Below are 21,856 nucleotides of genomic sequence, written 5' to 3' on the forward strand. Positions count from 1 at the left end.
ACGTTCACCACACTTTATCTTTAATTATAACTAGACCTCATCATAAACGTGGGCGTGCTTCATTTTCTGTTCTTCCAGCGCCAGCGTTTCAAGTTCGAGTTCTTCCTGGGTTTTGTCGATCAGCTCGATCTTCGTTTTCTTATCCAAACCAAACCTGGCCAGGATGCGGTCGAAGATATAGTAGATGATTGGCACTACGATCAGCGTTAGGAACATCGAAGAGCTCAGACCACCGATCAGCGCCCAGGCCAGGCCATTCTTGGTGGCAGCCACCGAGCCACCTGCCAGCGCGATCGGCAACATACCGATCACCATGGCCAGCGTCGTCATCAGGATCGGACGGAAACGGATACGCACGGCTTCGATCAGGGCGTCTTTCACGAACACGCCTTCATCTTTAAGCTTGTTGGTAAAGTCTACCACCATAATGGCGTTCTTAGCTACCAGACCGATCATCATGATAATACCAAGTATGGAGAAGATGCTCAGCGACTGTGAAGCCAGCGCCAGGGCCAGCAAGGCACCAATGATGGCGAGCGGAATCGAGAACAATACTACCAACGGGTACACGTACGAGTCGTACAGGGCCACCATGATCAGGTACACGAAGATGATGGAAGCCAGCAAAGCAACACCCAGCGTACCGAAGCCTTCGCTCTGGTTTTTCAGGTTACCGCCATACTCCAGGCTCACACCGGCCGGCATTTTCACTTCCGCCATCTTGGCTTGTATATCCGCACCTACCGAGCCGGTTGGGCGGCCTATTACCTGCGAGTTCACGTTTACCGATGTTACGCGGTTAAAGCGCTCCAGCTGCGAAGGGCCGGTTGACTGACGAATATCGGCGAACTGCCCAAGGCGAACGATCTGCCCTTTGTTATTTACAAAAGACAGGTTGCCAATGTCTGTTACGTTGCGGCGGTCAAACTCATCCAGGCGGATGTTGATGTCATAGTCTTCGGTACCGGAACGGAAAGTAACATCGGAGTTACCGCTAAAGGCCAGCTGCATACTTGCCCCTACGCTCTCCAGCGACATGCCCACATTGGCCATCTTGTCGCGGTCTACTACCACCTCAATTTCCGGGTTACCGCCTTCTACCGACATCTCCACGTCGGCTGTACCGTCTACACCTTCCGTTATACCCATTACCTTCTGCGAGAAAGCCATTACGCTGTCCAGGTTAGAGCCGGAAATAATGATCTGGATAGGCGCCTGCGAGTTACCCACCAGGCCTACCGGCACCGGCGTTACTTCCACATCCGGAATCTTACTTTCAATATCTGCTTTTGCCTGGCGGCTGAACTGGTCGGTGCTAAACGTACGTTCCTTCACATCCACCAGCGTTACCGAAACGTCAGCTTTGTAGGCTGTGTTCTGGCCGGCCTGTGCCGAAGTGGTTGTACCTACCGTGGTAAATACTTTCTTTACTTCGGGCTTGGCAAGCAGGTATTCTTCTACCTGGCGGGTAGCAAAGTTGGTTTGCTCTACCGTGGAGTTTTTAGGAAGCTCCAGTTGCAAGCTTACTTCGCCGCGGTCGCCGGCAGGTATAAAGTCCGAACCGATAAAGCCCATAGGCACCAGCGCAAACGAAGCAACCAGCAGCAGGATGGTAACAGCCAGCGTGATGAATTTATGGTTAAAAGCCCACTTCAGGGTAGCAGTGAAGCCGTCGATGATTCTGTCCAGCATGCGCTCGAAAGCAAGTATAAAGCGTCCGAAAATGTTCTTATCCGAGACGTGCTCCAGTCTGGAGAAACGGCTGGCCAGCAGCGGGATCAGCGTGAAGGCAACGAAGAGCGAGATCATCGTGGCGACGGCTACCACTACGGCAAACTGGCGCAGGATGTCCGATACCAGACCGGTAGAAAGCGCGATCGGGACAAACACGACCACAATTACCAGCGTGATGGACGTAACAGTTGCCATGATCTCACGAATACCGTCATACGCCGCCTGTGCCGGCTTTTTGCCCATCTCCATGTGGCGGTGAATGTTCTCGATCACCACAATGGCGTCATCTACCAGGATACCGACCACCAGCGAGAGAGCCAGCAGCGACATCAGGTTGAGCGAGTAGCCAAACAAATACATGGCAATAAAGGTAGCTACCAGCGATGCCGGGATGGAGATCATTACGATCACCGCGTTGCGCAGCGAGTGCAGGAACAGCAACATCACCACAGCCACAAGTATAACCGCAATAATTAAGTCGTGTATTACCGAGTCGGCCGCTTCCAGCGTAAAGTCAGAAGAGTCGTTGGCAATGTTGAATGTCAGGCCTTGTGAAGCATAGGTTTTCTCGAGTTGGGCCAGCGCTTCTTTTGTCAGGCGGCTTACTTCCACCGCATTGGCATCCGACTGTTTCTGGATGGTGATACCTACTGAAGCTTTGCCGTTAATACGGTTCATTACTTCAATATCCTTTTGCGTGTCCTGTACTTCGGCCACGTCCGAGAGGCGAACGATGCCATTCTGATCTTCCCGCACGATGAGGTTGTTCAGCTGCTCCAAAGACTGGAACTTACCGGCTAATCGGATCTGCGTCTGTCCGCTTTCCTGCTTGATCTTTCCGGTAGGGAAGTCGAGGTTGGAGTTGCGGATCTTCTGCTGCACCTGCAGGATAGACAGGTTGTAGGCTTCCAGTTTGTTGGCATCCAGGTTTACTTTGATCTCGCGTTCCTGGCCACCCAGAATTTTAATGGCCGCCATACCTTGTATGCGTGACAGTTCCGGCTTGATTTTGTTATCGATCAGGTCATAGAACTCGGTCGGCGTCATGTTGGCGGTAGCTCCCATCTTGATGATAGGCAAATCGTCGAGGTCGAATTTGTTCAGCGTGGGCGCATCCGCATCTTCCGGCAGCCTGGCCAGAATGGTGTTGATCTTACGCTGTGCCTCCTGCAAGCTCAGGTCTACATCGGTGCCCTGGTTCAGGTTGATCACGATCATTGAGAAGCTCTCCAGCGAGGTGCTCTTCATCTCTTTCACGTTCTCCAGGGAGGCAAGCGCGTCTTCGATCTCTTTCGTGACGGAGTTCTCTACCTCGTTTGGCGAAGCACCCGGGTATACGGTACTGATGGTTAACACCGGCGGGTTGAACTTGGGCAACAGCTCGTAGTTAAGCGACTGGTAACTCACCACCCCAAGCAGCGTGAGGACGGTAAAAACCACCACCACCAGGGTCGATCGTTGGATTGATAATTTGGTTATGTTCATTTTATAGATTCTCTTTTAAAAGAAGTTATTGCCATTCTAACTTTTGCTGCTTCGGATTTGCAATCCGGAGCTATGTAATCCGCTTTTTAACTCTAGCTGCTGCCTTTGCTTTTGCAGAATAAAATTCTGCGGGTATCATCCTTTCGGATTGCAAATCCGAAAGAGCAGAGGTTGCTTTGACTAAAGCATTTACTTTTTAGCTCTTGCTTAAGAGCTCTCCCCCAAGATCCTTCCAGGATGACAAATGGAAGAGTAGCAGCCTGCAATGTCCCCCTTTGAAGGGGGTAGGGGGATGATGGTCGAGGCAGATTTTACTTCAGCAACGTTACTTTAATGCCATCGCGCAGGTTGATCTGGCCGCTTCTCACCACCTGTTCGCCTGGTTTCACGCCATCCAGTATCTCTACCTTGTCCTGTGTCACCACACCAACCTTCACTTTGCGGGCATTGGCTACGCCATTGTTTACCACAAACACACTTGGGTTCTGGATGCTACCCACAATGGCTTCGCGTGGTAAAAGCGTTGCATCGCGCTGGTCATCTACTTCAAAGTATGCGGTGCCATACATGCCGGCGCGCAGGTTATTGCCGGCAGCGTTCTTTACTTCAATTTCCACGTCAAACTTCAGGCTCGGATCGGCCTGGGCCGCAATGGCAGTCACTACGCCTTCATACTCCTCACCAGATCCTGCATTGGCTTTCACGGTCACTTTATCGCCTTTGTTGATCAGCAGCACTTCCCTTTCAGAAGCCTTCACCTGCAGCTTGAGCTTGTCCACATTTACGATGTCATACAGCTTGGTCGCCATACCCAGGTAAGAACCAACTTCCACGTAGATCTCGTTGATCTCACCGTTGATAGGAGCAGTGATGCGGGTCTTGGTCAGGCGCTGGCGGGCAGCCACTAGTTGTGCCTGCGTCGATTTAGCTGCCAGACGGGCATCTTCCAGTTGTCTTTTCGTGATGGCATCGCCTTCCGCCAGGTTCTCGAAACGCTCCAGGTCACGCTTGGCTTTCTCGGCGTTGGTTTGCGCAGTTGCCAGGTCGGCAGCCATGGTATTGCTTTCTACCTGCAGCAGCAGGTCGCCGGCTTTTACTTTATCGCCTTTGCGCTTAAGCACCTTCTGTACCTGTCCGGTTGTTTCCGACATTAACGTCAGGCTCTGGATAGGGGCAAAATTACCTTGTGCCGTAAACGACTTATCCAGCTTTGCCGATGTCACTCCTGTAACAGCAACCGGAATAGCATCGCTCTTGATGTCTGCTACTGCTGCATTTGCTGCCATTTGCTCTTTGTTGTTCATCAGTTTAAAGCCAACAGCGGCTAAAACAACCAGCACAACTACGATATAGATTACCTTCTTCATTTTTAGTGTTTGTGTCCTTTTATGATACTACTTGCTTAGTGTTTCTAAATTTCCCTGGGCTTTCAGATAGCTTAGCTGGGCAACCTGGTATTTAAGTTTTTCCTTGTTTAGGTTGGTTTTGGCTTCGCGCAGCGCTACTTCCGCATCCAGCAGGTCAGTCAGTGGCGAGATGCCTTCTTTGTAAAGTTTGTTCGTGGTGTCGTATACTTCTTGGGCCAGGTTCACATTATCGGCCTGTGCGGCAATGGCGTTCTGGCTGTTCTGCATCTGGCTGATGGCGTTTGTCAACTCCACACGCGTGTTTTTATTGAACTTCTGGATGTCCATGTCGAGCTTCTGTATTTCGAGCTGCGACTGCTTTATCTGGGAATCTTTCCGCAAGCCATCAAAGATGGGCACGCTCAGTTTCAGCCCCACCACCGAAGAGGCAAACCACGGCTGTTCGTTGCTGAACAGATCGTCGCGCTGCACCTGGTAGCCATAGCGGCCGTAAGCCGACAGGCTGGGGTAATAGCCGGCCTTGATGTTCTGGGCCTGCAGGTTGGTAAGTTCTTTTTGTTTCTGCAGCAGTTGCAGTTGTATTCTGTTCTGGTTTCCCTCGCCAGCACCGGGCACCACAGGCGCTACTTCGTCCAGCGAAATGGTCGCATCACTCAGGTCGATTTCCTGCTCCAGCGGCATGCCCATAAAAAACTTGAGCATATTCTTCTGCTGTTCCAGCGCGGTGGTCAGGGCTTCTTTCTGCGTTTTCAGGTTGGCGATGTTCACCTTCACCTTGTTCACATCCACCTTCTTTACCATATCGTTCTTGTACTGCAGATCGAGTATCTTTTCGAGCTGGGCCAGCTTTTCGAGGTTGGCATTGATGTTCCCGAACTGTTCTTTAGTCTGCAACACCTGGAAGTAGGCAGTGCCCACATTATAGATTACATCTTCCTGCGCCATTTCGGCACGCAGGCGGTAGAGGTCTTTGGAGCTTTTGGCAGCCTCAAGTCCCACAAAGTATGATTTGCTGAAAAGCATCTGCGTAAACTCCAGTCCGGCAGAGGAGTTAAAGTCTTTGCCGAACTTCACGGCAATGTCCTTCTCCTGGCCTGCTAGGGCACCGGGCAGGATCTGTGTGGGTAAGGCAGGATAGTAGTCCAGGCTGCCGTAACCGTTTATCTGGGGCAGGCCGCTGCTTTTGGCTTCGCGTACTTTCTGGTCCCCGATCTGCTGGTCTAACGTAGCTTTTGCTACATCTTCGTTATGCGTGATGGCATACTTTACGGCCTCCTGCAAGGTAAGCGGATCGGTAGTGCCAACTTGCTGGTCCTGCGCAAAGGCCGGTTGCAAGAACAGCGACAGTAAGCCAACGGCTAAATATTTCTTAATCACAGTAGGTATGGTTTTAATGGTCTTGTTCAATCTGTTTTGTTCTGAATTTACTGAACTACTTAAGCAAAAAATTAGCTTAGGCAGTTGCTTTTTTACTTTGTTCCCAGCGTTCCAGCAGCCCCGGAAGTTCGGAGTGCAGGTAGTTCAAAAAGTCTGCTAACTCATGGATGCTCTGATTATAGGCTTTTGTTTCCGGGGTCCGGATAGACAGCACCTCGCGCAGGGTGGCTTCAAAAGCAGTCAGATTATCGATTTCCTTGGTCATGAATTCGCGCCAGCGGGAAAGCTTTAACCGGAAATAGCGTTTGCGGTCGCCGGCAAACGTGGTGTACTCCAGCCGATTGAGCTGCAGTAGCAGGTTAATAGCGTTGCTGGCGGCACTTTTACTGATGGCCAGGGCTTCGCGGATCTCGTCGAAGGTTAGCTCCGTGCAGTCTGACACGTACAGCAGGCCCAGCACGCGGCTGGCTGCAGGCTGCAGGCCAATTCCTTCGTGGAAAATGCCGACCTTCTCGATTAATGCGCGTTTTGTGTCGTCCAGTTTTATCATTTTTGTACCTTTGTTCTTTTATAGAACAGTGCAAAGGTAAGGTATAGTTCTCTTAGTTCACAAATTAAAGAACCAAAAGTATAAAATATTTTCCTAGGCTCCCTTTTAGCTGGTTCGGATACTTAATTCAAATCTTTTCGTATGAACCCCTCGGAAAGAAACACACTGGCAGCTATACCTGCCTGAAGCAACAGGCTTATCTTTGTAGCGGACGTAACCTTTACACCGGCCTTACCCAAAACTAAACAATGGCACATACCTACCAAGGCAAAGTAATGTGGTCGCACCTGGACCCGAACGGGCACATGCGTCACTCGGCCTACGCTGATTTCGCAGCGCAGGCCCGTATTGCAATACTCGACGAACTGGGGCTGGATATCACGGTTTTTCATACACAGCACATCGGCCCGATTCTGTTCCGCGAAGAAACCGTGTATTTGCGGGAGGTAAGTATAAACGAAACCCTGACCGTGACCACTGTGCTGACAAAGAGCCGCCCGAACGGATCGCGCTGGTCCATCCGGCACGAGATCTTTAAGGCAGATGGCGTAAAAGCGGCTGTTCTGAACGTAGATGGCGCCTGGCTCGACACGCAGAAGCGCAAACTAACCGTGCTGCCCGAACACCTGGCCACCCAATTTGCCCACCTGCCTCATAGTACCGATTATGAAGAGCTCCCCGGCTAGACCAGCGCCGTGAGCGGCAAACTGCTTTGGTAACAATTCCGTTATTTGCTGCTTATAATTGTCAATAACAATTTGTTAACGGCTGGCGAGCGTGGAAAAGGAGAGGAGCATTTCCCGGATCACGTCTACCACGCTGGCCGGGTACACACCGAGCCAGAGCAGCAGCAGGGCCATGATGCTAATGGTGCCGATGCTGGTAAGATAGGCGGGAGGGGAGAGCTTTTCCAGGAGTGCCTTTTCGGGGTCCGGCTGCTGAAACATGACCGCAATAATCTGGATGTAGTAGTATAAACCGATCACACTGTTGATCACAAGGATCACCACTGGCAGCCAGAGCTGCGTGTTGATGCCTGCTGCCAGGATGTAAAACTTGCCAATAAAGCCGGCTGTGAGCGGGATGCCAGCCAGCGAGAGCAGCATGGCCGTGAACACAGTGGCTAGCCAGGGTCGCCGCCACAGCAAGCCCCGGTAATCTTCCAGCAGTTCGGCATCGCGTTCCTCATCCGAGAGGATCACAATCACGCCAAAGGCCCCCACGCTGGTAATGGTGTAGGCCACCAGGTAAAAAGAAACGGCCTCCATGCCCAGCTCGTTGCCTGCCAGAAAGGCTACCAGCAGGTAGCCCAGGTGCGCAATAGAAGAATAAGCCAGGATGCGTTTTACGTTCTGCTGCATCAAAGCCAGCAGGTTGCCGGCAAACATCGACGCAATAGCAATGATGGTAAAGATGAGCACCAGTACGGGGTAGCGGTACGCGTCGGCCTGCGTAAAAAAGCGCAGCAGCAGCCCCAGCATTCCACCTTTGGATACGGTGGCAATAAAGGCCGTGACAGGGGCCGGCGCACCTTCGTACACATCGGGTGTCCACATATGGAAGGGCACAATGCCCAGTTTAAAGCCGATGCCGATGATCATCAACCCAAAGCCCGTGAGTAGCAGCAGGGGTAATTCCTGCAGCGAATCCAGGTACGTACCGATGCCGGAAAACGACATGGTGCCAGTACTGGCATACACCAGAGCCATGCCAAAAAGTAGAAAAGCCGAGGAAAGCGCGGCAAGTATAAGGTACTTGATACCCGCTTCATCGGAGCGCTCGCGGGTGCGCAGGTAAGCGATCAGCGCATACAATGATACGCTGAGCACCTCCAGCCCCAGGAACAGCGAGGCAAAGTGCGTGCTGATCACCAGTACGCAGGAACCCAGCGTTGCCAGCAGCAGCAAAATGTAATACTCTTCTTTCCGCTCCTCGCGCTGCTCGAAATAAGCATACGAGAGCAAACTGATGACCAGCGAAAGCAGCAGCATCAGCCCCATGTAAAACACGGCCAGGCCATCAAGTATAAAAAGCGGCGGCATACTGTAGGGTAGCCGGTCTTTGAGCCAGAACAGCGAAACGGCCGACGCCAGAAACGAAAGCGCCGTGACGACAAAAATAGCCCGATGGTTCCGTTTAAAGGCAATGATGAGCATGGTGATCAGCGAGGCCACCACTAAAATGAGAAGGGGCATGAGGTAAAGGAAATCACTTTGGCGCATAGATACCTCCTTTCAGGGAAAAACGGGTTGAATCGGGCAGAGCCACATGCGGCATTACCTGCGAAATAACCGGCTCCTGTTTCTGGTCCGGCTCATGATATGCTTCCAACTGGCCTCTAATAGCTGGCAGCGCCGTATCTAATACAGGTTGCGGAAACAGGCCCAGCCATAGTATAAGCACCACCAGGGGCACAGCGATCAGCATTTCGCGCAGGTTCAGGTCTGCCAGTATGGGCTGTGCCTCGCGGGCGGGTCCCAGAAATACCTTCTGCATCATGCGCAGCGAGTAGGCCGTGGCCAGTACAAGACCAATGGTGGCAAAAACAGTGAGCCAGCGGTTGGCCTGCCAGACGCCCACCAGCGTGAGGAATTCAGCAATAAAGTTACCAAGCCCCGGCAGGCCCAGCGAGGCCATGACAAAGACCAGCATCACCACGCCCATTTTTGGCGCCTCGGGCCACAGACCGCCCATCTGCCGGATATCGCGAGTATGCAGGCGCTCGTACAGGAAACCGGCGATGATGAACAGGGCGCCGGTGCTCAGGCCGTGGGCGATCATCTGCATCACCACTCCCTGCAGCGCCCAGGTATTAAAGGCAAACACGCCCAGCAGCACAAAGCCCATGTGACTCACGCTTGTATAGGCTACCAGCCGCTTGAGGTCTGTTTGCGCATAAGCCAGCATGGCGCCGTACAGAATACCGATCACCCCCAGCAGCAGGCCCCAGGGTGCAAATTCCTGCGCTGCTCCGGGGAAAAGCGGTAGCACAAAACGCAGCAAACCGTATGCGCCGGTTTTCAGGAGCAAACCCGCCAGGAGCACGCTGCCTGCTGTAGGCGCTTCGGAGTGCGCATCGGGGAGCCAGGAGTGGAACGGCACCGCCGGTAGCTTTACCAGGAACGCCGCCAAAAAGCCGAACATGAGCAGGCGCGCCACTTCCGGCGTGAGCGGTGTGCGCAGCAGTTCAAAGTAACTAAAGGTAAAGGTGCCGGTAACCTGGCCATGTATAAAGTATAAGCCCACTATGGCTAGCAGCATCAGCAGGCCACTGGCCTGCGTGAAGAGGAAGAACTTAAAAGCGGCGTAGATGCGGTTGGCATGGCCCCAGATACCGATCAGGAAATACATCGGGATCAGCATTACCTCCCAGAAAAAGTAAAACAGGAACAGGTCCATTGTCAGGAACACTCCCGTGATGCCGGCCAGCGCCCACAGCAGGTTAAAGTGAAAGAAGCCGACCTTGTGCTGTATCTCGCGCCAAGAAATAAGCACGCACAGCAGCCCCAGGAAAAAGGTGAGCAGCAGCATCAGTAAGCTCAGGCCATCCAGCGCCAGGCTAAAGCTTATGCCGAACTGCGGGATCCAGGGCAGCTCCAGGCGCAGGAGCCAGGGAGACGTGGTTATACTTAGCTCTGGCGTTTGCGCCCAAAGAGAAAGCGCAAGTATAAAGTCCGCGGCTACGGCAGCTAACGCTATCCAGCGGGGGAGGGCAGTGTGCCATCTTTGCGCCAGCCAGGCCAGCAGTCCGCCTGCCATCAAAATCACAAGCATCCAGGCCAGTATCATAGGAGTAAGCTTAAGGTTAAAATAGCCACAGCGCCCACCACAACGCCCATGATGTAGTTGCGCAGCACGCCGTTCTGGGTCTGGGCCAGCATGATGTGGAGCGCCTCGGCCAGGTCGGTGAGGAAACTGTAAAAGGCATCAATCACATCGCGTTTGTTGAGGTTGGCCAGGTACACGTACGGACGCACCAGCAGGGTATCGTAGAGTTTATCAAAGCCCCAGCCGGCATGCCAGAAGCGGTGGAGCGCCATGGCCGCGCCGGAGCGCTCTATACTTGTGAGCAGGGCGGGTTTGGCAATGTAGAACAGGTACGCTACAAAAATACCGCTAAGCGAAACCACGGCCGCCAGCAGCTGGAAGAGCCATTCCGACGCGGCCATACTTTCGTTTATCGCCACGGCAGGCAGCACCGGCGCCAGCAGATCGGAGAACAGCGTCAGATGCCCGAAATTGTGGGGCAGCTCGATAAAACCGCCCACGACTGAAAGGATCGCCAGGATGATCAAGGGAACGGTAATGACCTTGCCGGGCGGGTGCTCCAGGTGCGTTTTGCCCGTTCCGAAAAAGGTCATGAACACCATCCGGAAGGTATAAATGGAGGTGATTAAGGCCCCCAGCAAGCCCGCTAAGTATAGCCCAATGTTTCCGTTCTCGCCGGCCAGTTGCAGCCACAGGATCTGGTCTTTGCTGTAGAAGCCGGCTGTTACCAGGGGCACTGCTGCCAGCGAGGCAGCGCCAATTAAAAAGGTCCAGAACACGACCGGCATTTTTTCGCGCAGGCCGCCCATTTTGCGCATGTCCTGCTCGTGGTGCAGGGCAAGAATGATGGCCCCGGCGCAGAGGAAAAGCAGCGCTTTAAAAAAGGCATGGATCATGAAATGGAAGATGCCCGCTGACCAGGCTCCTACGCCCAGCGCCAGAAACATATACCCGATCTGGCTGATGGTGGAGTAGGCGAGCACGCGTTTCAGGTCGTATTGGGTCAGGGCTGAGAAGCCGGCCAGCAGCAGGGTTGCCGCCCCGATCACACTCACAGCCAGTTGCGCAGCCGGGGCCAGTGCAAAAATAACGTGCATGCGGGCGATCAGGTACACGCCGGCCGTAACCATGGTGGCTGCATGGATGAGGGCCGAAACCGGCGTCGGACCGGCCATGGCATCCGGCAGCCACGTTTGCAGCGGCAGCTGGCCCGACTTGCCCACAGCGCCACCCAGCAGCAGAAAGGCCACCAACACCGCCATCGGCGCTCCTTTGTCCCATACCTGCATTGCTTCCGATGCAATGCTCTGGATGTGCAGCGTGCCAAACAGCTGGAAGAGCAGGAACAGCCCGATGGCCAGCGCTGTATCGCCTACGCGGGTAATGAGGAAGGCTTTGCGGGCGGCATAGCCGTTTGCCGGGTTTTTATACCAGAAGCCGATGAGCAGGTAGCTGCACAAGCCCACGCCCTCCCAGCCTAAGTATAAAAGCAGCAGGTTGTCGGCTAGTACCAGCACCAGCATCGATCCCACAAACAGATTCATGCAGGCAAAAAAGCGGGAGAAGTCCGCATCATCGGCCATGTAGGCTGTGGCGTAGAGGTGGATGAGAGAGCCCACAAAAGTGATCACAAAGATGAACACCATCGCAAGCGCATCCAGGTGAAAAGCCACGGAGGGGTTGAAACCGGCTACCTCAAACCATTGCCATACCTGCTGGTGATAAAAAGCCGGCCGCTCCGAAAGAAACTGCAGGCCCAGCAGCAGCGTGAGCAGGGCAGAAAGGCCTACGCTGCCCACCCCGATGGCAGCTACCAGCGGGCGGGATAAACGGGAGCCAAAGAGGACCAGCAGCAGGGCGCCGGCAAAAGGCAGGGCGGGTATGAGCCAGAGTAAGTTTTCCATAGTCGTTTATCCTCTCATCTTGTTTGCGGCATCGCTGTCCAGGGTTTTCAGGCGATGGTAAAGCTGCAGGATCAGCGCCAGGCCCACCGATACTTCGGCGGCGGCCATGGTCAGTATAAAGATGAACATCACCTGCCCGTCGGGTTGCGCCGAGCGCGTGCCTGCCACAATAAAGGCCAGCCCGGCGGCATTCAGCATGATCTCTACCGACAGGAGCATGAAGATGATGTTACGCCGGATAAGCACACTAATCAGCCCGAGCATAAACAGGATGCCTGCCAGCAGCAATCCGGCTTCCATGGGTACGGGGCTCATGCGGCTGCGCTCCTTTCTAGAAAGCGGTGTACCACTTTTTTCTGCTGCCGGCCCAGGTGGTAGGCGCCCACAATACCGGCCATCAGCAACATGCCGCTCAGTTCCACGCCCAACACATAGGGGCCGAACAGCGCCAGCCCCACCTGCCGCGCATCCACGGCCTGCGGCGCAACGGCCGGCGTGCCCACCGCCAGTACGATATAAGCCAGCTCGGCCAACAGCACCAGGCACAGCAGGGCCGGCCCCACCCACACCGAGGGTTTGAGCCAGGCTGCTTCCTGCCGCTCGGCTTCCTCGTTGAGGTGCAGCATCATGATCACGAAAATGATGAGCACCACGATGGCGCCGGCGTAAATGATGATCTCCAGGGCAGCCATAAACGGAGCGCCCAGCGTGAAGAAGACCACCGATACAGCCAGAAACGACACCACCAGGTAAAGCAGCGCATGCACCATGTTGTAGCGTGTGATGACCATGATGGTGGCAAGTATGGCCACGGCCGCGGCGATGTAAAATGTTAGTTCCATACGCGTTAGGGGATTAAACTTTTGATGTTTACCGGGGGCGCTTCGTTCTCGGCTTCGCCTTTTCCTTTGCCACCAATGGCCATACCTGCTACCTTATAGTAGTTGTAGCCGTGGTATTTGCCCTGGCCGTTTATGAGCAGGTCCTTTTTCTCGAACACCAGGTTCTGGCGGTCATACTCGCCCATTTCAAAATCCGGGATGAGCTGGATGGCATAAGTGGGGCAGGCCTCTTCGCAGAAACCGCAGAAAATGCAGCGTGAGAAGTTGATGCGGAAAAAGGCGGGGTAGCGGCGGCCTGTCTCGTCTTCAGTAGCCTGTAGCGCAATGCAGTCTACGGGGCAGGCGGCGGCGCACAGGTTGCAGGCCACGCAGCGTTCGCCCATGTCGGGGTCGCGCGTCAGCACAATGCGGCCGCGCCACCGTGTCGGCAGGATGGCCTTCTGCTCGGGGTACTGGATGGTGTCGCGCTTGTGGAAGGCGTGCAAAAACGTGAGCCACATGCTGCGGATTAAACTAAACATAGCTGCTCCTTTCGGTTTATAGTTTCTTTTTATACTTTAAGCTGTGCCGGGTCCAACCACCCCTAACTCTCCTTATCCATTTCGAGGGCCCCTACCCCCAGGCGGGGAGCTTTATCTTGCTTCTACTCCTGAGTTGTTCTGTAGCACAAGCTTTATTTATTGTTATCTATCTTCTTATCCCTCAATCAACCCTACTGTTATGAATACCTTTTCAACTAGTAATTCCAGACTCCCCTCCTTAGACAAGGAGGAGTAGGGGTGGTTGGATTATGAGCTCTCACCCATCCACAGCACCACTTTTTGCTGTTCCGGATTTGCAAGCCACTTTTTCTAACCTGTCATGGCCTTTTGCTCTTGCGGATCACAGATCCGCGATTATGAAATTTTCGGATTGCAAATCCGAAAGAGCTAATGAAAGAGCGTTAAAGGGTATATATTTCAGTTATTCAACATTCAGTCATTCAGCATTCAAAATTCACCTTTCCATCCACAGCACCACGCCAGCTGTCACCAGCAGGTTTACCAGTGTCAGCGGGAGCAGGATCTTCCAGCCAAATTCCATTAGCTGGTCGTACCGGGGGCGGGGCATGGAGGCGCGCAGCAGAATAAAGAAGCAAATGAAAATGGCCGTTTTAATGGCAAACCAGGCGACCGGCGGCAGGAAATCGGGTCCCAGCCACCCACCAAAGTATAAGGCCACTACCAGGCAGGAGATGAGCGTGATGCCCATGTACTCGCCGATGAAGAACATGCCGAACTTCATACCCGAATATTCGGAGTGGAAACCAGCCACCAGCTCGCTTTCCGCTTCCGGAATGTCAAAAGGCAGGCGGTGTGTTTCGGCAATACCCGCAATCAGGAAAATGAGAAAACCCACGAACTGCGGAATGAAGTACCAGATGCCGCGCTGCGCCTCCACAATCTCGTGCAGGTTAAACGAGCCACTCAGCAGCACCACACCCATCAGCGCCAGGCCCATAAAAACCTCGTAAGAGATCATCTGCGCCGCACCGCGCATAGCTCCCAGTAGGCTATACTTGTTGTTGGAGGCCCAACCGCCCAGGATGATGCTGTAAGCGCCCATTGACGACATGGCCAGGAAAAACAGTACCCCAATGTTGAGGTCTGCCACCACGATGCCCGGGGCAAACGGAATGATCACAAAGCTCATCAGCACCGAAACCACCACGATGGCCGGGGCAAGTATAAACACGGGCTTATCGGCAAAAGGCGGCGTCCAGTCTTCTTTAAAGAAGAGCTTGATGGTGTCGGCCAGCACGATGAACAGCCCGAACGGGCCCGCCCGGTTTGGTCCGTAACGATCCTGCCAAAGGGCCAACATGCGGCGCTCCACCCAGATAAGGCCGGCGGCTACGTTCAGCATCACGAACAGTACACCGCCGATGATCAGAAAGTAGTTTGGGGTTGCTGCTTCCATTTTATGTCTTTGTTAAGTATGGCCCAGGCGGGTAATTCGGCAAATGGTATTCCCGGCAAACCCTGCGGGATGCCGGCAGTGCCACCCGGTATGGTCAGATTAATTTTCACGGGTAACTGGTAGCGCTGGCCTTCGATGGAAAAGCTCAGCAACTGGCCTTCTTCCAGCTTCATTCGCTCCGCATCTGCCGGGTTCAGGGCCACATACGGCGCCGGAATCCGCTCCATGATGGAAGGGGACTGGCTGCTTAATTCCTCGGAACCAAAGATATGGTAGAGCGGCACGGCATACAGGTGGCCGGCCATGGGTTGAAACGCCTGCGGCACAGCAGTCGAAAACGGCACGTTAGCCGCCGGGGCGTGCGCCAGCAAACGGAGGCCCGGGTCGCCGCCGCGGAGGTGGCCGCCCACTTCCTGCTGGTACTTGTTGGTGGACTGTATGGAGTTCCAGCCGGGCGCCCAGAAAAACGGGATCAGGTCAGAGGGGGGCTGCCCGCGGTAGCCTTCCATGGTATAGGTTAGCGGCGAGTCGGGGTCCTGCTGTGGTTTTGGCTCGCTTACGTTCCGGTTGGCATTCATCGCCGTGCGGCCGCTGAAACGGTGGGGCTCCCGCGGAATTTTCTGGCCTGCAATGCGGAAATCGGTAGCTGGTGCAAGGGAATCAATGCCCTGGAGTTCCGGTATCTCAGTGGCCATAGCCTTCACAATGTCATCATACCCGTGCCAGCTACTGATCTGCTCGTTGGCGATGATGGTGCCGATCTCTGCCAGCCAGCGCCAGCTTTCCTGGATGTCCTCGCCGGTAGGGTATACCTGGTAAAAGCGTTGCGCCCGCCCTTCGTTGTTCACCAGAATGCCATCGGCTTCGGCAAAAGTGCCGGCCGGAAACAGCACATGTGCTTTTTCGGTGGTAGCCTGGTGCAGGTGGTCCAGCACGATCAGTTGGCGGCAGTTGTCCAGAAACGCTGTTACCTCTGCGGCGGCGCCTCTTCGGTATAGGTCATTTTCCAGCACGATAGCCGTATTGGAATAGCCGTTTACAATCGCTTCCACCGCAGATGTCATTTTATGGCCGTTCAGCAGCGCCAGGCCCAGGCTGTTGCACTCCGGTACGGTGAGCACAAGGCCGGCTGCTTTGCCGCTGGCTACTAACGCATTGGCAATATTGGCAGCCGCTTTCATTACGCGCTCGCTGCCAGCAGAGGTGCCGGAAATGATGAGTGGGTTTTTAGCGGATCGCAGGGCTCCCGCAATCTGTTGCGCCAGGGCCAGCTCTTCATCCCCTAAATGCGGAACGGCCGGTGAGGCGTCAGAAAGCTCGTGCGCTACGGCAAAGCCCAGGCGAGCGATCGCATCGGGCGGGGCAAAATAGGTTTGGGTGGCCAGTTCATCGAGTTTGGTATGGCTGATAGTGGCGCTGAAAAATGGGCCTTTTTCGGATTGCACCAGCTCCCGTACCGCGGCATCCTGCCACTGCGGCAGCTTTGCATCGGCCACAGTATCCTGCAGGGGCTGCTGCCTAACGGCTTGCCGCACGGCCAGCGCCAGCATGGGCGCGGTGTTGGTAAGGTCTTCGCCAAGTATAAATACGGCATCGGCTTTTTCCACCTCTTTTAAAGAATAGATGTGTGCTACCGTTTCGCGCAGAAGCTGCAGTGCCAGGCAAGTCAGGTCATGGTCGGCTTCCGATACGCCATCATAAAAGTTGTCTTCCCCTACCAGTGTACGGAGCACAAAGTTTGATTCAAGCGAAGCCCGCGGCGAACCGATGCCGATCACTCTTCCGGCTTTTACAGCCAGTGCGGCGGCCTGCAGGGCTGTATACTTGTCGGTGGCTTCGGGCAGCTGACTGCGCACCAGCGGCTTTCGGATGCGGCCGGCGCTGTTCACAAACTCATACCCAAAACGGCCGCGGTCGCAGAGAAAGTAGCCATTCACCTCGCCGTTGTAGCGGTTGGTGATGTTGCGCAGGGTGCCATACCGCTCGCCCGCGGTGGTGTTGCAGCCAAGGCTGCAGTGGTGGCATACCGAGGGCGCCATGGTCAAGTCCCATTTACGGGTATAGTGCTGTTTGAGTGTCTTGTCAGTGAACACGCCGGTGGGGCATACTTCGGCCAGGTTGCCGCTGAACTCGCTTTCCAGCACGCCGTCTTCGGCGCGGCCAAAGTATAAATGGTTGTGTGCGGCAAACACGTCGAGGTCTTTGCCGCCGGCATAGTCTTTATAGTAGCGCACGCAGCGGTAGCACTGGATGCAGCGGTTCATTTCGTGGTTCAGGAACGGGCCCAGATACTGGTTGATGTAGGTGCGCTTGTCGAAACGGTAGGCGCGGTAATTGTGTCCCGTCATCACCGTCATGTCCTGCAGGTGGCAGGCGCCGCCTTCATCACACACAGCACAGTCGTGGGGGTGATTCGTCATCAGCCAGCCGATGATGTGAGCCCGAAACTCTTTGGCTTCCATGTCAGCGATAGACAGGCGTAGGTTGTCACGCACCGGCTCCATGCACGACATCGTCAGCTTGCCTTTGGTGTCGTTTTCATCCTTAAACACCTTTACGGCACACTGGCGGCAGGCACCGACCGAGCCCATAGCCGGGTGCCAGCAGAAATAGGGCAGATCAAAGCCGAGGGTGAGGCAGGTTTCGAGCAGGTTCTTGCCTGCCGGTACGTCGTAGGGTTTATTCTCTATATAGATGGTTGCCATGCTTTGCTCCAGGGACAGTGGTGTTCGTGAATGTGCCGTTCAAAATCCTCTCTGAAGTATTTCAGAGCGCTCTGCAGGGGTTCCATGGCGCCAGGGGCCAGCGCACAGAAGGTGTTGCCGGGGCCAAGGTACTTGGTATGAAAATCGAGGGTGAGCAGGTGTTCGGGTTTGCCCTCGCCTTTGTCGATGGCCAGGAGTATTTTCTCTACCCAGGGCAATCCTTCGCGGCAGGGGGTGCAGAAACCGCAAGACTCCTGCGCAAAGAAGTGCTGCAGGTTGTGCACAAAGCCTACCGGGCAGGTCTGGTCGTCCAGGATGATCATCGTGCCCGTACCTAGCCGGCTTCCGGCTGCCTGAATGGCGCCATAATCCATGGGCAGGTCGAGGTGTTCAGCAACCAGGAAGTCGGTGGAGGCGCCGCCTGGCAGCAAACCTTTGAAGAGGTAACCGTCCTGCATGCCGCCGGCATAATCTTCGAGCAACTCGCGGATGGTAATGCCCATGGGCAGCTCCCAGCAGCCGGGCGTTTTCACGCGGCCGCTTACACCGTAGAGCTTGGTGCCGGCATCTTCGGTTAAGCCCAGCTTTTTAAACCATTCGGCACCCTTGTTCACAATATGAGGTAGGTTGCAAAGCGTCTCCACGTTGTTGACGATGGTGGGCTTGCCAAAAAGCCCGCTGACTTGCGGGAAGGGCGGTTTGGCTCTGGGGTTAGCGCGCTTGCCTTCCAGGGCATTGAGCAGGGCCGTTTCCTCGCCGCACATGTAGCGGCCCACGCCGGTATGCAAATGCATTTCCAGGTCGAAGCCGGAGCCAAGTATGTTTTTGCCCAGGTAGCCTGCTTCGTAGGCCTCGTGTATAGCTTTTGTAATTTCCTGAGCGGCCAGTTTGTAAGCCCAGCGCAGAAACACGTAGCTTATACTTGCCTGAATGGCATACGCCGCCACGATCATCCCTTCGATGAGCTGATGAGGATTGCCCTCCAGCAGCAGGCGGTCTTTAAAGGTGCCGGGCTCCATTTCGTCGGCGTTCGCGACCAGGTATTTTGGTGTGGCTGCGTCCGGCCCCATGGGCACAAAGCTCCATTTTAGGCCCGTGTTGAAGCCCGCACCACCACGGCCGCGCAGGTTCGAGTCTTTCACCAGCGTCTGCACCTCGGCAGGCGTCATTTCTTTGAATACCTTACGCACCGACTGGTAGCCGCCCACCTGCTCATACTCTTTTAAGCTGAGGGGCTGGCGGCCCGGTACAATGTGTTGGGTAAGGGGCTTCTCCATAGGCGCCCGCTTTGGTTTTTAGGTATACTTGTTCAGGATCTCATCCAGTTGTTCCACCGTCAGGTTACGGTACAGGTCGTTGTCGATCATAAGGGCAGGAGCACAGTCGCAGGTGCCCAGGCAGCAGTTGGGGAGCAGGGTGAAGCGGCCATCCGCAGTGGTCTGTCCATATTGAATGCTGAGTTTGTTGTATAGGTGATCGCGGAGGTCTTCGTAGCCCATTACGTAGCAACTGATACTGTCGCAAAGAAGTATGACATGGCGGCCCACCGGTTGCCGGAAGATCAGGTTGTAAAACGTCGCTACGCTGTCGAGCTCTGCTGTAGACATGCCCACGTACGCGGCCACGTCCTGCAGGCGCTCATCTGATACCCAGCCGTCGTTTTGCTGCACGATCTTCAGGGCCTCAATGCAGGCGTTCTTCGGCGAAGGCACCTGGCTGATCTCGTGGTTGATCTTTTGTATTTCCTCGGTGGTCAGCATACTTTAGATGTTAGTATCAAGACGTTAGACGCTAGACTTTTTAGTTTTTTCAACTCAGAACTCGGCACTCAGAATTCGTGCGCTTATCACCGGTCAATATCGGCCAGCACATAGTCCATGGCGCCCAGTATGGAGAGCAGGTCGGCTACCGAATAGCCTTTGCTGATGTAGGGCAGCATCTGCATATGCGGGAAGGAAGGCGTGCGGATGCGTACCCGGTAGGGCGACGTGTTGCCGTCGCTGGTTAGGTAATAGCCGTTAGCGCCTTTGGTGGCTTCGATGCAGCTCATGGCCTCGCCGGGCGGAATGACCGGCCCCCAGCTCACGCCCAGAAAATGGGTGATCAGCGTTTCAATATCGTGCATGGTCTGTTGTTTGGCAGGTGGTGTGGCCAGCGGGTGCGTGGCTTTATAAGATCCTTCGGGCATGTTGTGAAGGCACTGGTCGATGATACGCAGGCTCTGGCGCATTTCCTCCACCCGCACCAGCGCCCGGTCGTAACAGTCGCCGTTCGCAGCCACAGGCACTTCAAAGTCAAACTGCTCGTAGCCAGAGTAGGGACGTTGTTTACGGAAATCCCATTCAAAGCCGCAGGCGCGCAGGTTCGGGCCGGTTACACCCCATTCAATGGCCTCGTCTTTCGTGAAAATGCCGATGCCTTTGGTGCGTGCCTTAAAGATGCTGTTCTTCATCACCAGGCCATCATACTCTTTCAGGCGCTTAGGGAAGTAGTCGAGAAAGCTTTGCACCAGCGTCTCCCAGCCCTTGGGCAGGTCTTGCGACAAGCCCCCAATGCGGAACCAGTTGGGGTGCATGCGCCCGCCCGTGACGGCCTCCACAATATCGAAGATCTTTTCGCGGTCGGTGAACATGTAAAACACCGGCGAGAGCTGGCCCACGTCCTGGGCAAAGGTGCCATACCATACCAGGTGACTGGCAATCCGGAAAAGTTCACAGAGCATCACCCGGATCACCTTCACGCGTTCGGGCACCTCGATGCCGGCCAGTTTTTCCACGGCCAACAGGTAGGCCAGGTTGTTCATCACGCCGCCCAGGTAATCCACCCGGTCGGTATAAGGAATGTACGTATGCCAGGATTGCCGCTCGCCCATTTTCTCGGCTCCACGGTGGTGGAATCCGATGTCGGGTACAGCATCCACAATATCTTCGCCGTCCAGCTGCAAAATGATGCGCAGCACGCCGTGTGTGCCGGGGTGTTGTGGCCCGATGTTGAGGAACATGAAATCGCTGTCCTCGCTCTGCCGCTGCAGGCCCCATTCCTCGGGGTGAAACTGCAGGGCGGCCTGTTCCAGGTCTAGTTTGTCGTCGTAAAGCTGGAAAGGACCCATTTCGGTGGCGCGCGCCGGATGCTCTTTGCGCAGCGGGTGGCCTACCCAGGTGCGTGGCATCAGAATGCGCGCCAGGTGCGGGTGGCCTTCAAAACGGATGCCGAACATGTCGTATACTTCGCGCTCGTACCAGTTGGCATTGGCCCACAGGCTGCTGATGCTGGGCACAGTCGGGAACTCATGGCGGAAACCCACCTTTAACCGGATAAAGCTGTTGCGCTCAAAAGAGAAGAGATGGTAGATGATGGTAAACGCGTAGGGAGCGTGGCCGTTCTCTCTTTTGCGGGTCCGCTCGTCTATGGCCGTCAGGTCGAAAAGCAGGAGGAAAGGCTGCGGGATCTCTTTTTTAAGGTAGGTGAGCACCTCCATGATTTTTTCATGAGGCATCCAGAGGGTGAGGATCTCATCCCGGGTCGTTTGTGGGGTAAACGTATCTGCCCCGAACCGCGACTGCAATTGTTCAACAATGCCGCTTCCGTTTTCCATTGGTAGGAATTAGTAAATGCCCGTAAAATGCTAACTCATGCTACACTTTCCTGTATTTGATAATTTATGATAAGTAGAGTAAAGTAATCTAAGGCAGCTATTCAGCCGTTGTTGGATCAATGATGGCCTTTACCTGGCTGACGCTGTTGGCCGGAAATCCCCCTTGCCGGGCATGTTCCTTCACCATCTCTTCATTGGGTGCGTTGTAAATGCAATAGATCTTATCGCCGGTCACATAGCTTTGTACCCACTGAATCTGAGGACCCATGTTGCTGAGCACGCCACACGAAGTTTGCGAAATACCTTTTAACTGGTCGGCTGTCAATTTGCCCGCGTCGGGAATTTCCCGTTCAATTACATACTTTGGCATACTTGATTTATAGTTTAAATATTGCCTTAAAAACTACTGTTATTAGTGATTTGCAGATTCCCTTTTTACTTTGAGCGCTTGCTTTTGCTCTTGCGGATCACAGATCCGCGGTTACTTTACTTTCGGATTGCAAATCCAAAAGAGCAGTGAACCAAGTAGAACGGAACCCTTCACTCTTAACTTTTAACTCTCAACTCTTA

General features: G+C 54.6%; 17 protein-coding genes. 1 reads left to right on the plus strand and 16 read right to left on the minus strand.

The window, feature by feature from the left end:
- Positions 1–30: 30 nt before the first annotated feature.
- The 4 genes from LWL52_RS05390 to LWL52_RS05405 form a co-directional block, all read right to left on the minus strand.
- A complete protein-coding gene (locus LWL52_RS05390; protein WP_242917654.1) occupies positions 31–3,219 on the minus strand; it encodes an efflux RND transporter permease subunit in 3,189 nt (1,062 codons plus the stop codon).
- A gap of 311 nt (positions 3,220–3,530) precedes the next feature.
- A complete protein-coding gene (locus tag LWL52_RS05395) occupies positions 3,531–4,586 on the minus strand; it encodes an efflux RND transporter periplasmic adaptor subunit (RefSeq protein WP_242917656.1) in 1,056 nt (351 codons plus the stop codon).
- A 27-nt stretch (positions 4,587–4,613) separates the two neighbouring features.
- Positions 4,614–5,963, minus strand: coding sequence for a TolC family protein (locus LWL52_RS05400; protein ID WP_242917658.1), 1,350 nt, complete (start codon positions 5,961–5,963; stop codon positions 4,614–4,616).
- Positions 5,964–6,039: 76 nt separating this feature from the next.
- Positions 6,040–6,513 carry a GbsR/MarR family transcriptional regulator gene (locus tag LWL52_RS05405; RefSeq protein ID WP_242917661.1) on the minus strand — a complete coding sequence of 158 codons (474 nt, stop codon included), beginning with the start codon at positions 6,511–6,513 and terminating at the stop codon, positions 6,040–6,042.
- Between the two features lie 248 nt (positions 6,514–6,761).
- On the opposite strand from LWL52_RS05405, the gene LWL52_RS05410 reads away from it, so the two are divergent.
- On the plus strand, positions 6,762–7,199 hold the full coding sequence (locus LWL52_RS05410) for an acyl-CoA thioesterase (RefSeq protein WP_242917663.1): 438 nt from the start codon (positions 6,762–6,764) through the stop codon (positions 7,197–7,199).
- Between the two features lie 75 nt (positions 7,200–7,274).
- Here the strand turns inward: LWL52_RS05410 and LWL52_RS05415 are convergent, their stop codons facing one another.
- From LWL52_RS05415 to LWL52_RS05470, 12 genes are all read right to left on the minus strand, one after another.
- A complete protein-coding gene (locus tag LWL52_RS05415; RefSeq protein WP_242917665.1) occupies positions 7,275–8,708 on the minus strand; it encodes an NADH-quinone oxidoreductase subunit N in 1,434 nt (477 codons plus the stop codon).
- A gap of 13 nt (positions 8,709–8,721) precedes the next feature.
- Complete coding sequence (nuoM, locus tag LWL52_RS05420) at positions 8,722–10,302, minus strand: NADH-quinone oxidoreductase subunit M (protein WP_242917667.1); 1,581 nt, start codon at positions 10,300–10,302, stop codon at positions 8,722–8,724.
- Complete coding sequence (gene nuoL / locus LWL52_RS05425) at positions 10,299–12,185, minus strand: NADH-quinone oxidoreductase subunit L (protein ID WP_242917669.1); 1,887 nt, start codon at positions 12,183–12,185, stop codon at positions 10,299–10,301. The genes nuoM and nuoL overlap by 4 nt, the downstream gene beginning before the upstream one ends.
- Before the next feature lie 6 nt (positions 12,186–12,191).
- Entirely contained in the window at positions 12,192–12,485 is a 294-nt protein-coding gene (gene nuoK / locus LWL52_RS05430) for an NADH-quinone oxidoreductase subunit NuoK (RefSeq protein ID WP_242917671.1), read from the minus strand.
- Between the two features lie 11 nt (positions 12,486–12,496).
- On the minus strand, positions 12,497–13,027 hold the full coding sequence (gene nuoJ, locus LWL52_RS05435; RefSeq protein WP_242917673.1) for an NADH-quinone oxidoreductase subunit J: 531 nt from the start codon (positions 13,025–13,027) through the stop codon (positions 12,497–12,499).
- Between the two features lie 5 nt (positions 13,028–13,032).
- Positions 13,033–13,548 carry an NADH-quinone oxidoreductase subunit NuoI gene (gene nuoI / locus LWL52_RS05440; RefSeq protein WP_242917675.1) on the minus strand — a complete coding sequence of 172 codons (516 nt, stop codon included), beginning with the start codon at positions 13,546–13,548 and terminating at the stop codon, positions 13,033–13,035.
- 475 nt (positions 13,549–14,023) lie between these two features.
- The gene (gene nuoH, locus LWL52_RS05445; RefSeq protein ID WP_242917677.1) at positions 14,024–14,986 is read right to left on the minus strand and encodes an NADH-quinone oxidoreductase subunit NuoH; all 963 of its coding nucleotides are present in this window, start codon (positions 14,984–14,986) and stop codon (positions 14,024–14,026) included.
- On the minus strand, positions 14,956–17,691 hold the full coding sequence (gene nuoG, locus LWL52_RS05450; RefSeq protein WP_242917679.1) for an NADH-quinone oxidoreductase subunit NuoG: 2,736 nt from the start codon (positions 17,689–17,691) through the stop codon (positions 14,956–14,958). Before nuoG ends, nuoH begins: the two co-directional genes overlap by 31 nt.
- Complete coding sequence (gene nuoF / locus LWL52_RS05455) at positions 17,673–18,968, minus strand: NADH-quinone oxidoreductase subunit NuoF (RefSeq protein WP_242917681.1); 1,296 nt, start codon at positions 18,966–18,968, stop codon at positions 17,673–17,675. Before nuoF ends, nuoG begins: the two co-directional genes overlap by 19 nt.
- 18 nt (positions 18,969–18,986) lie before the next feature.
- The gene (nuoE, locus tag LWL52_RS05460; protein WP_242917683.1) at positions 18,987–19,451 is read right to left on the minus strand and encodes an NADH-quinone oxidoreductase subunit NuoE; all 465 of its coding nucleotides are present in this window, start codon (positions 19,449–19,451) and stop codon (positions 18,987–18,989) included.
- A gap of 86 nt (positions 19,452–19,537) precedes the next feature.
- Entirely contained in the window at positions 19,538–21,286 is a 1,749-nt protein-coding gene (nuoC, locus tag LWL52_RS05465; RefSeq protein ID WP_242917685.1) for an NADH-quinone oxidoreductase subunit C/D, read from the minus strand.
- 97 nt (positions 21,287–21,383) lie between these two features.
- Positions 21,384–21,656: a DUF4242 domain-containing protein gene (locus LWL52_RS05470; RefSeq protein WP_242917687.1), complete on the minus strand. Its 273-nt coding sequence runs from the start codon at positions 21,654–21,656 to the stop codon at positions 21,384–21,386.
- Between the last annotated feature and the right edge of the window lie 200 nt (positions 21,657–21,856).

Source organism: Pontibacter liquoris (assembly GCF_022758235.1).
GTDB lineage: Bacteria > Bacteroidota > Bacteroidia > Cytophagales > Hymenobacteraceae > Pontibacter > Pontibacter liquoris.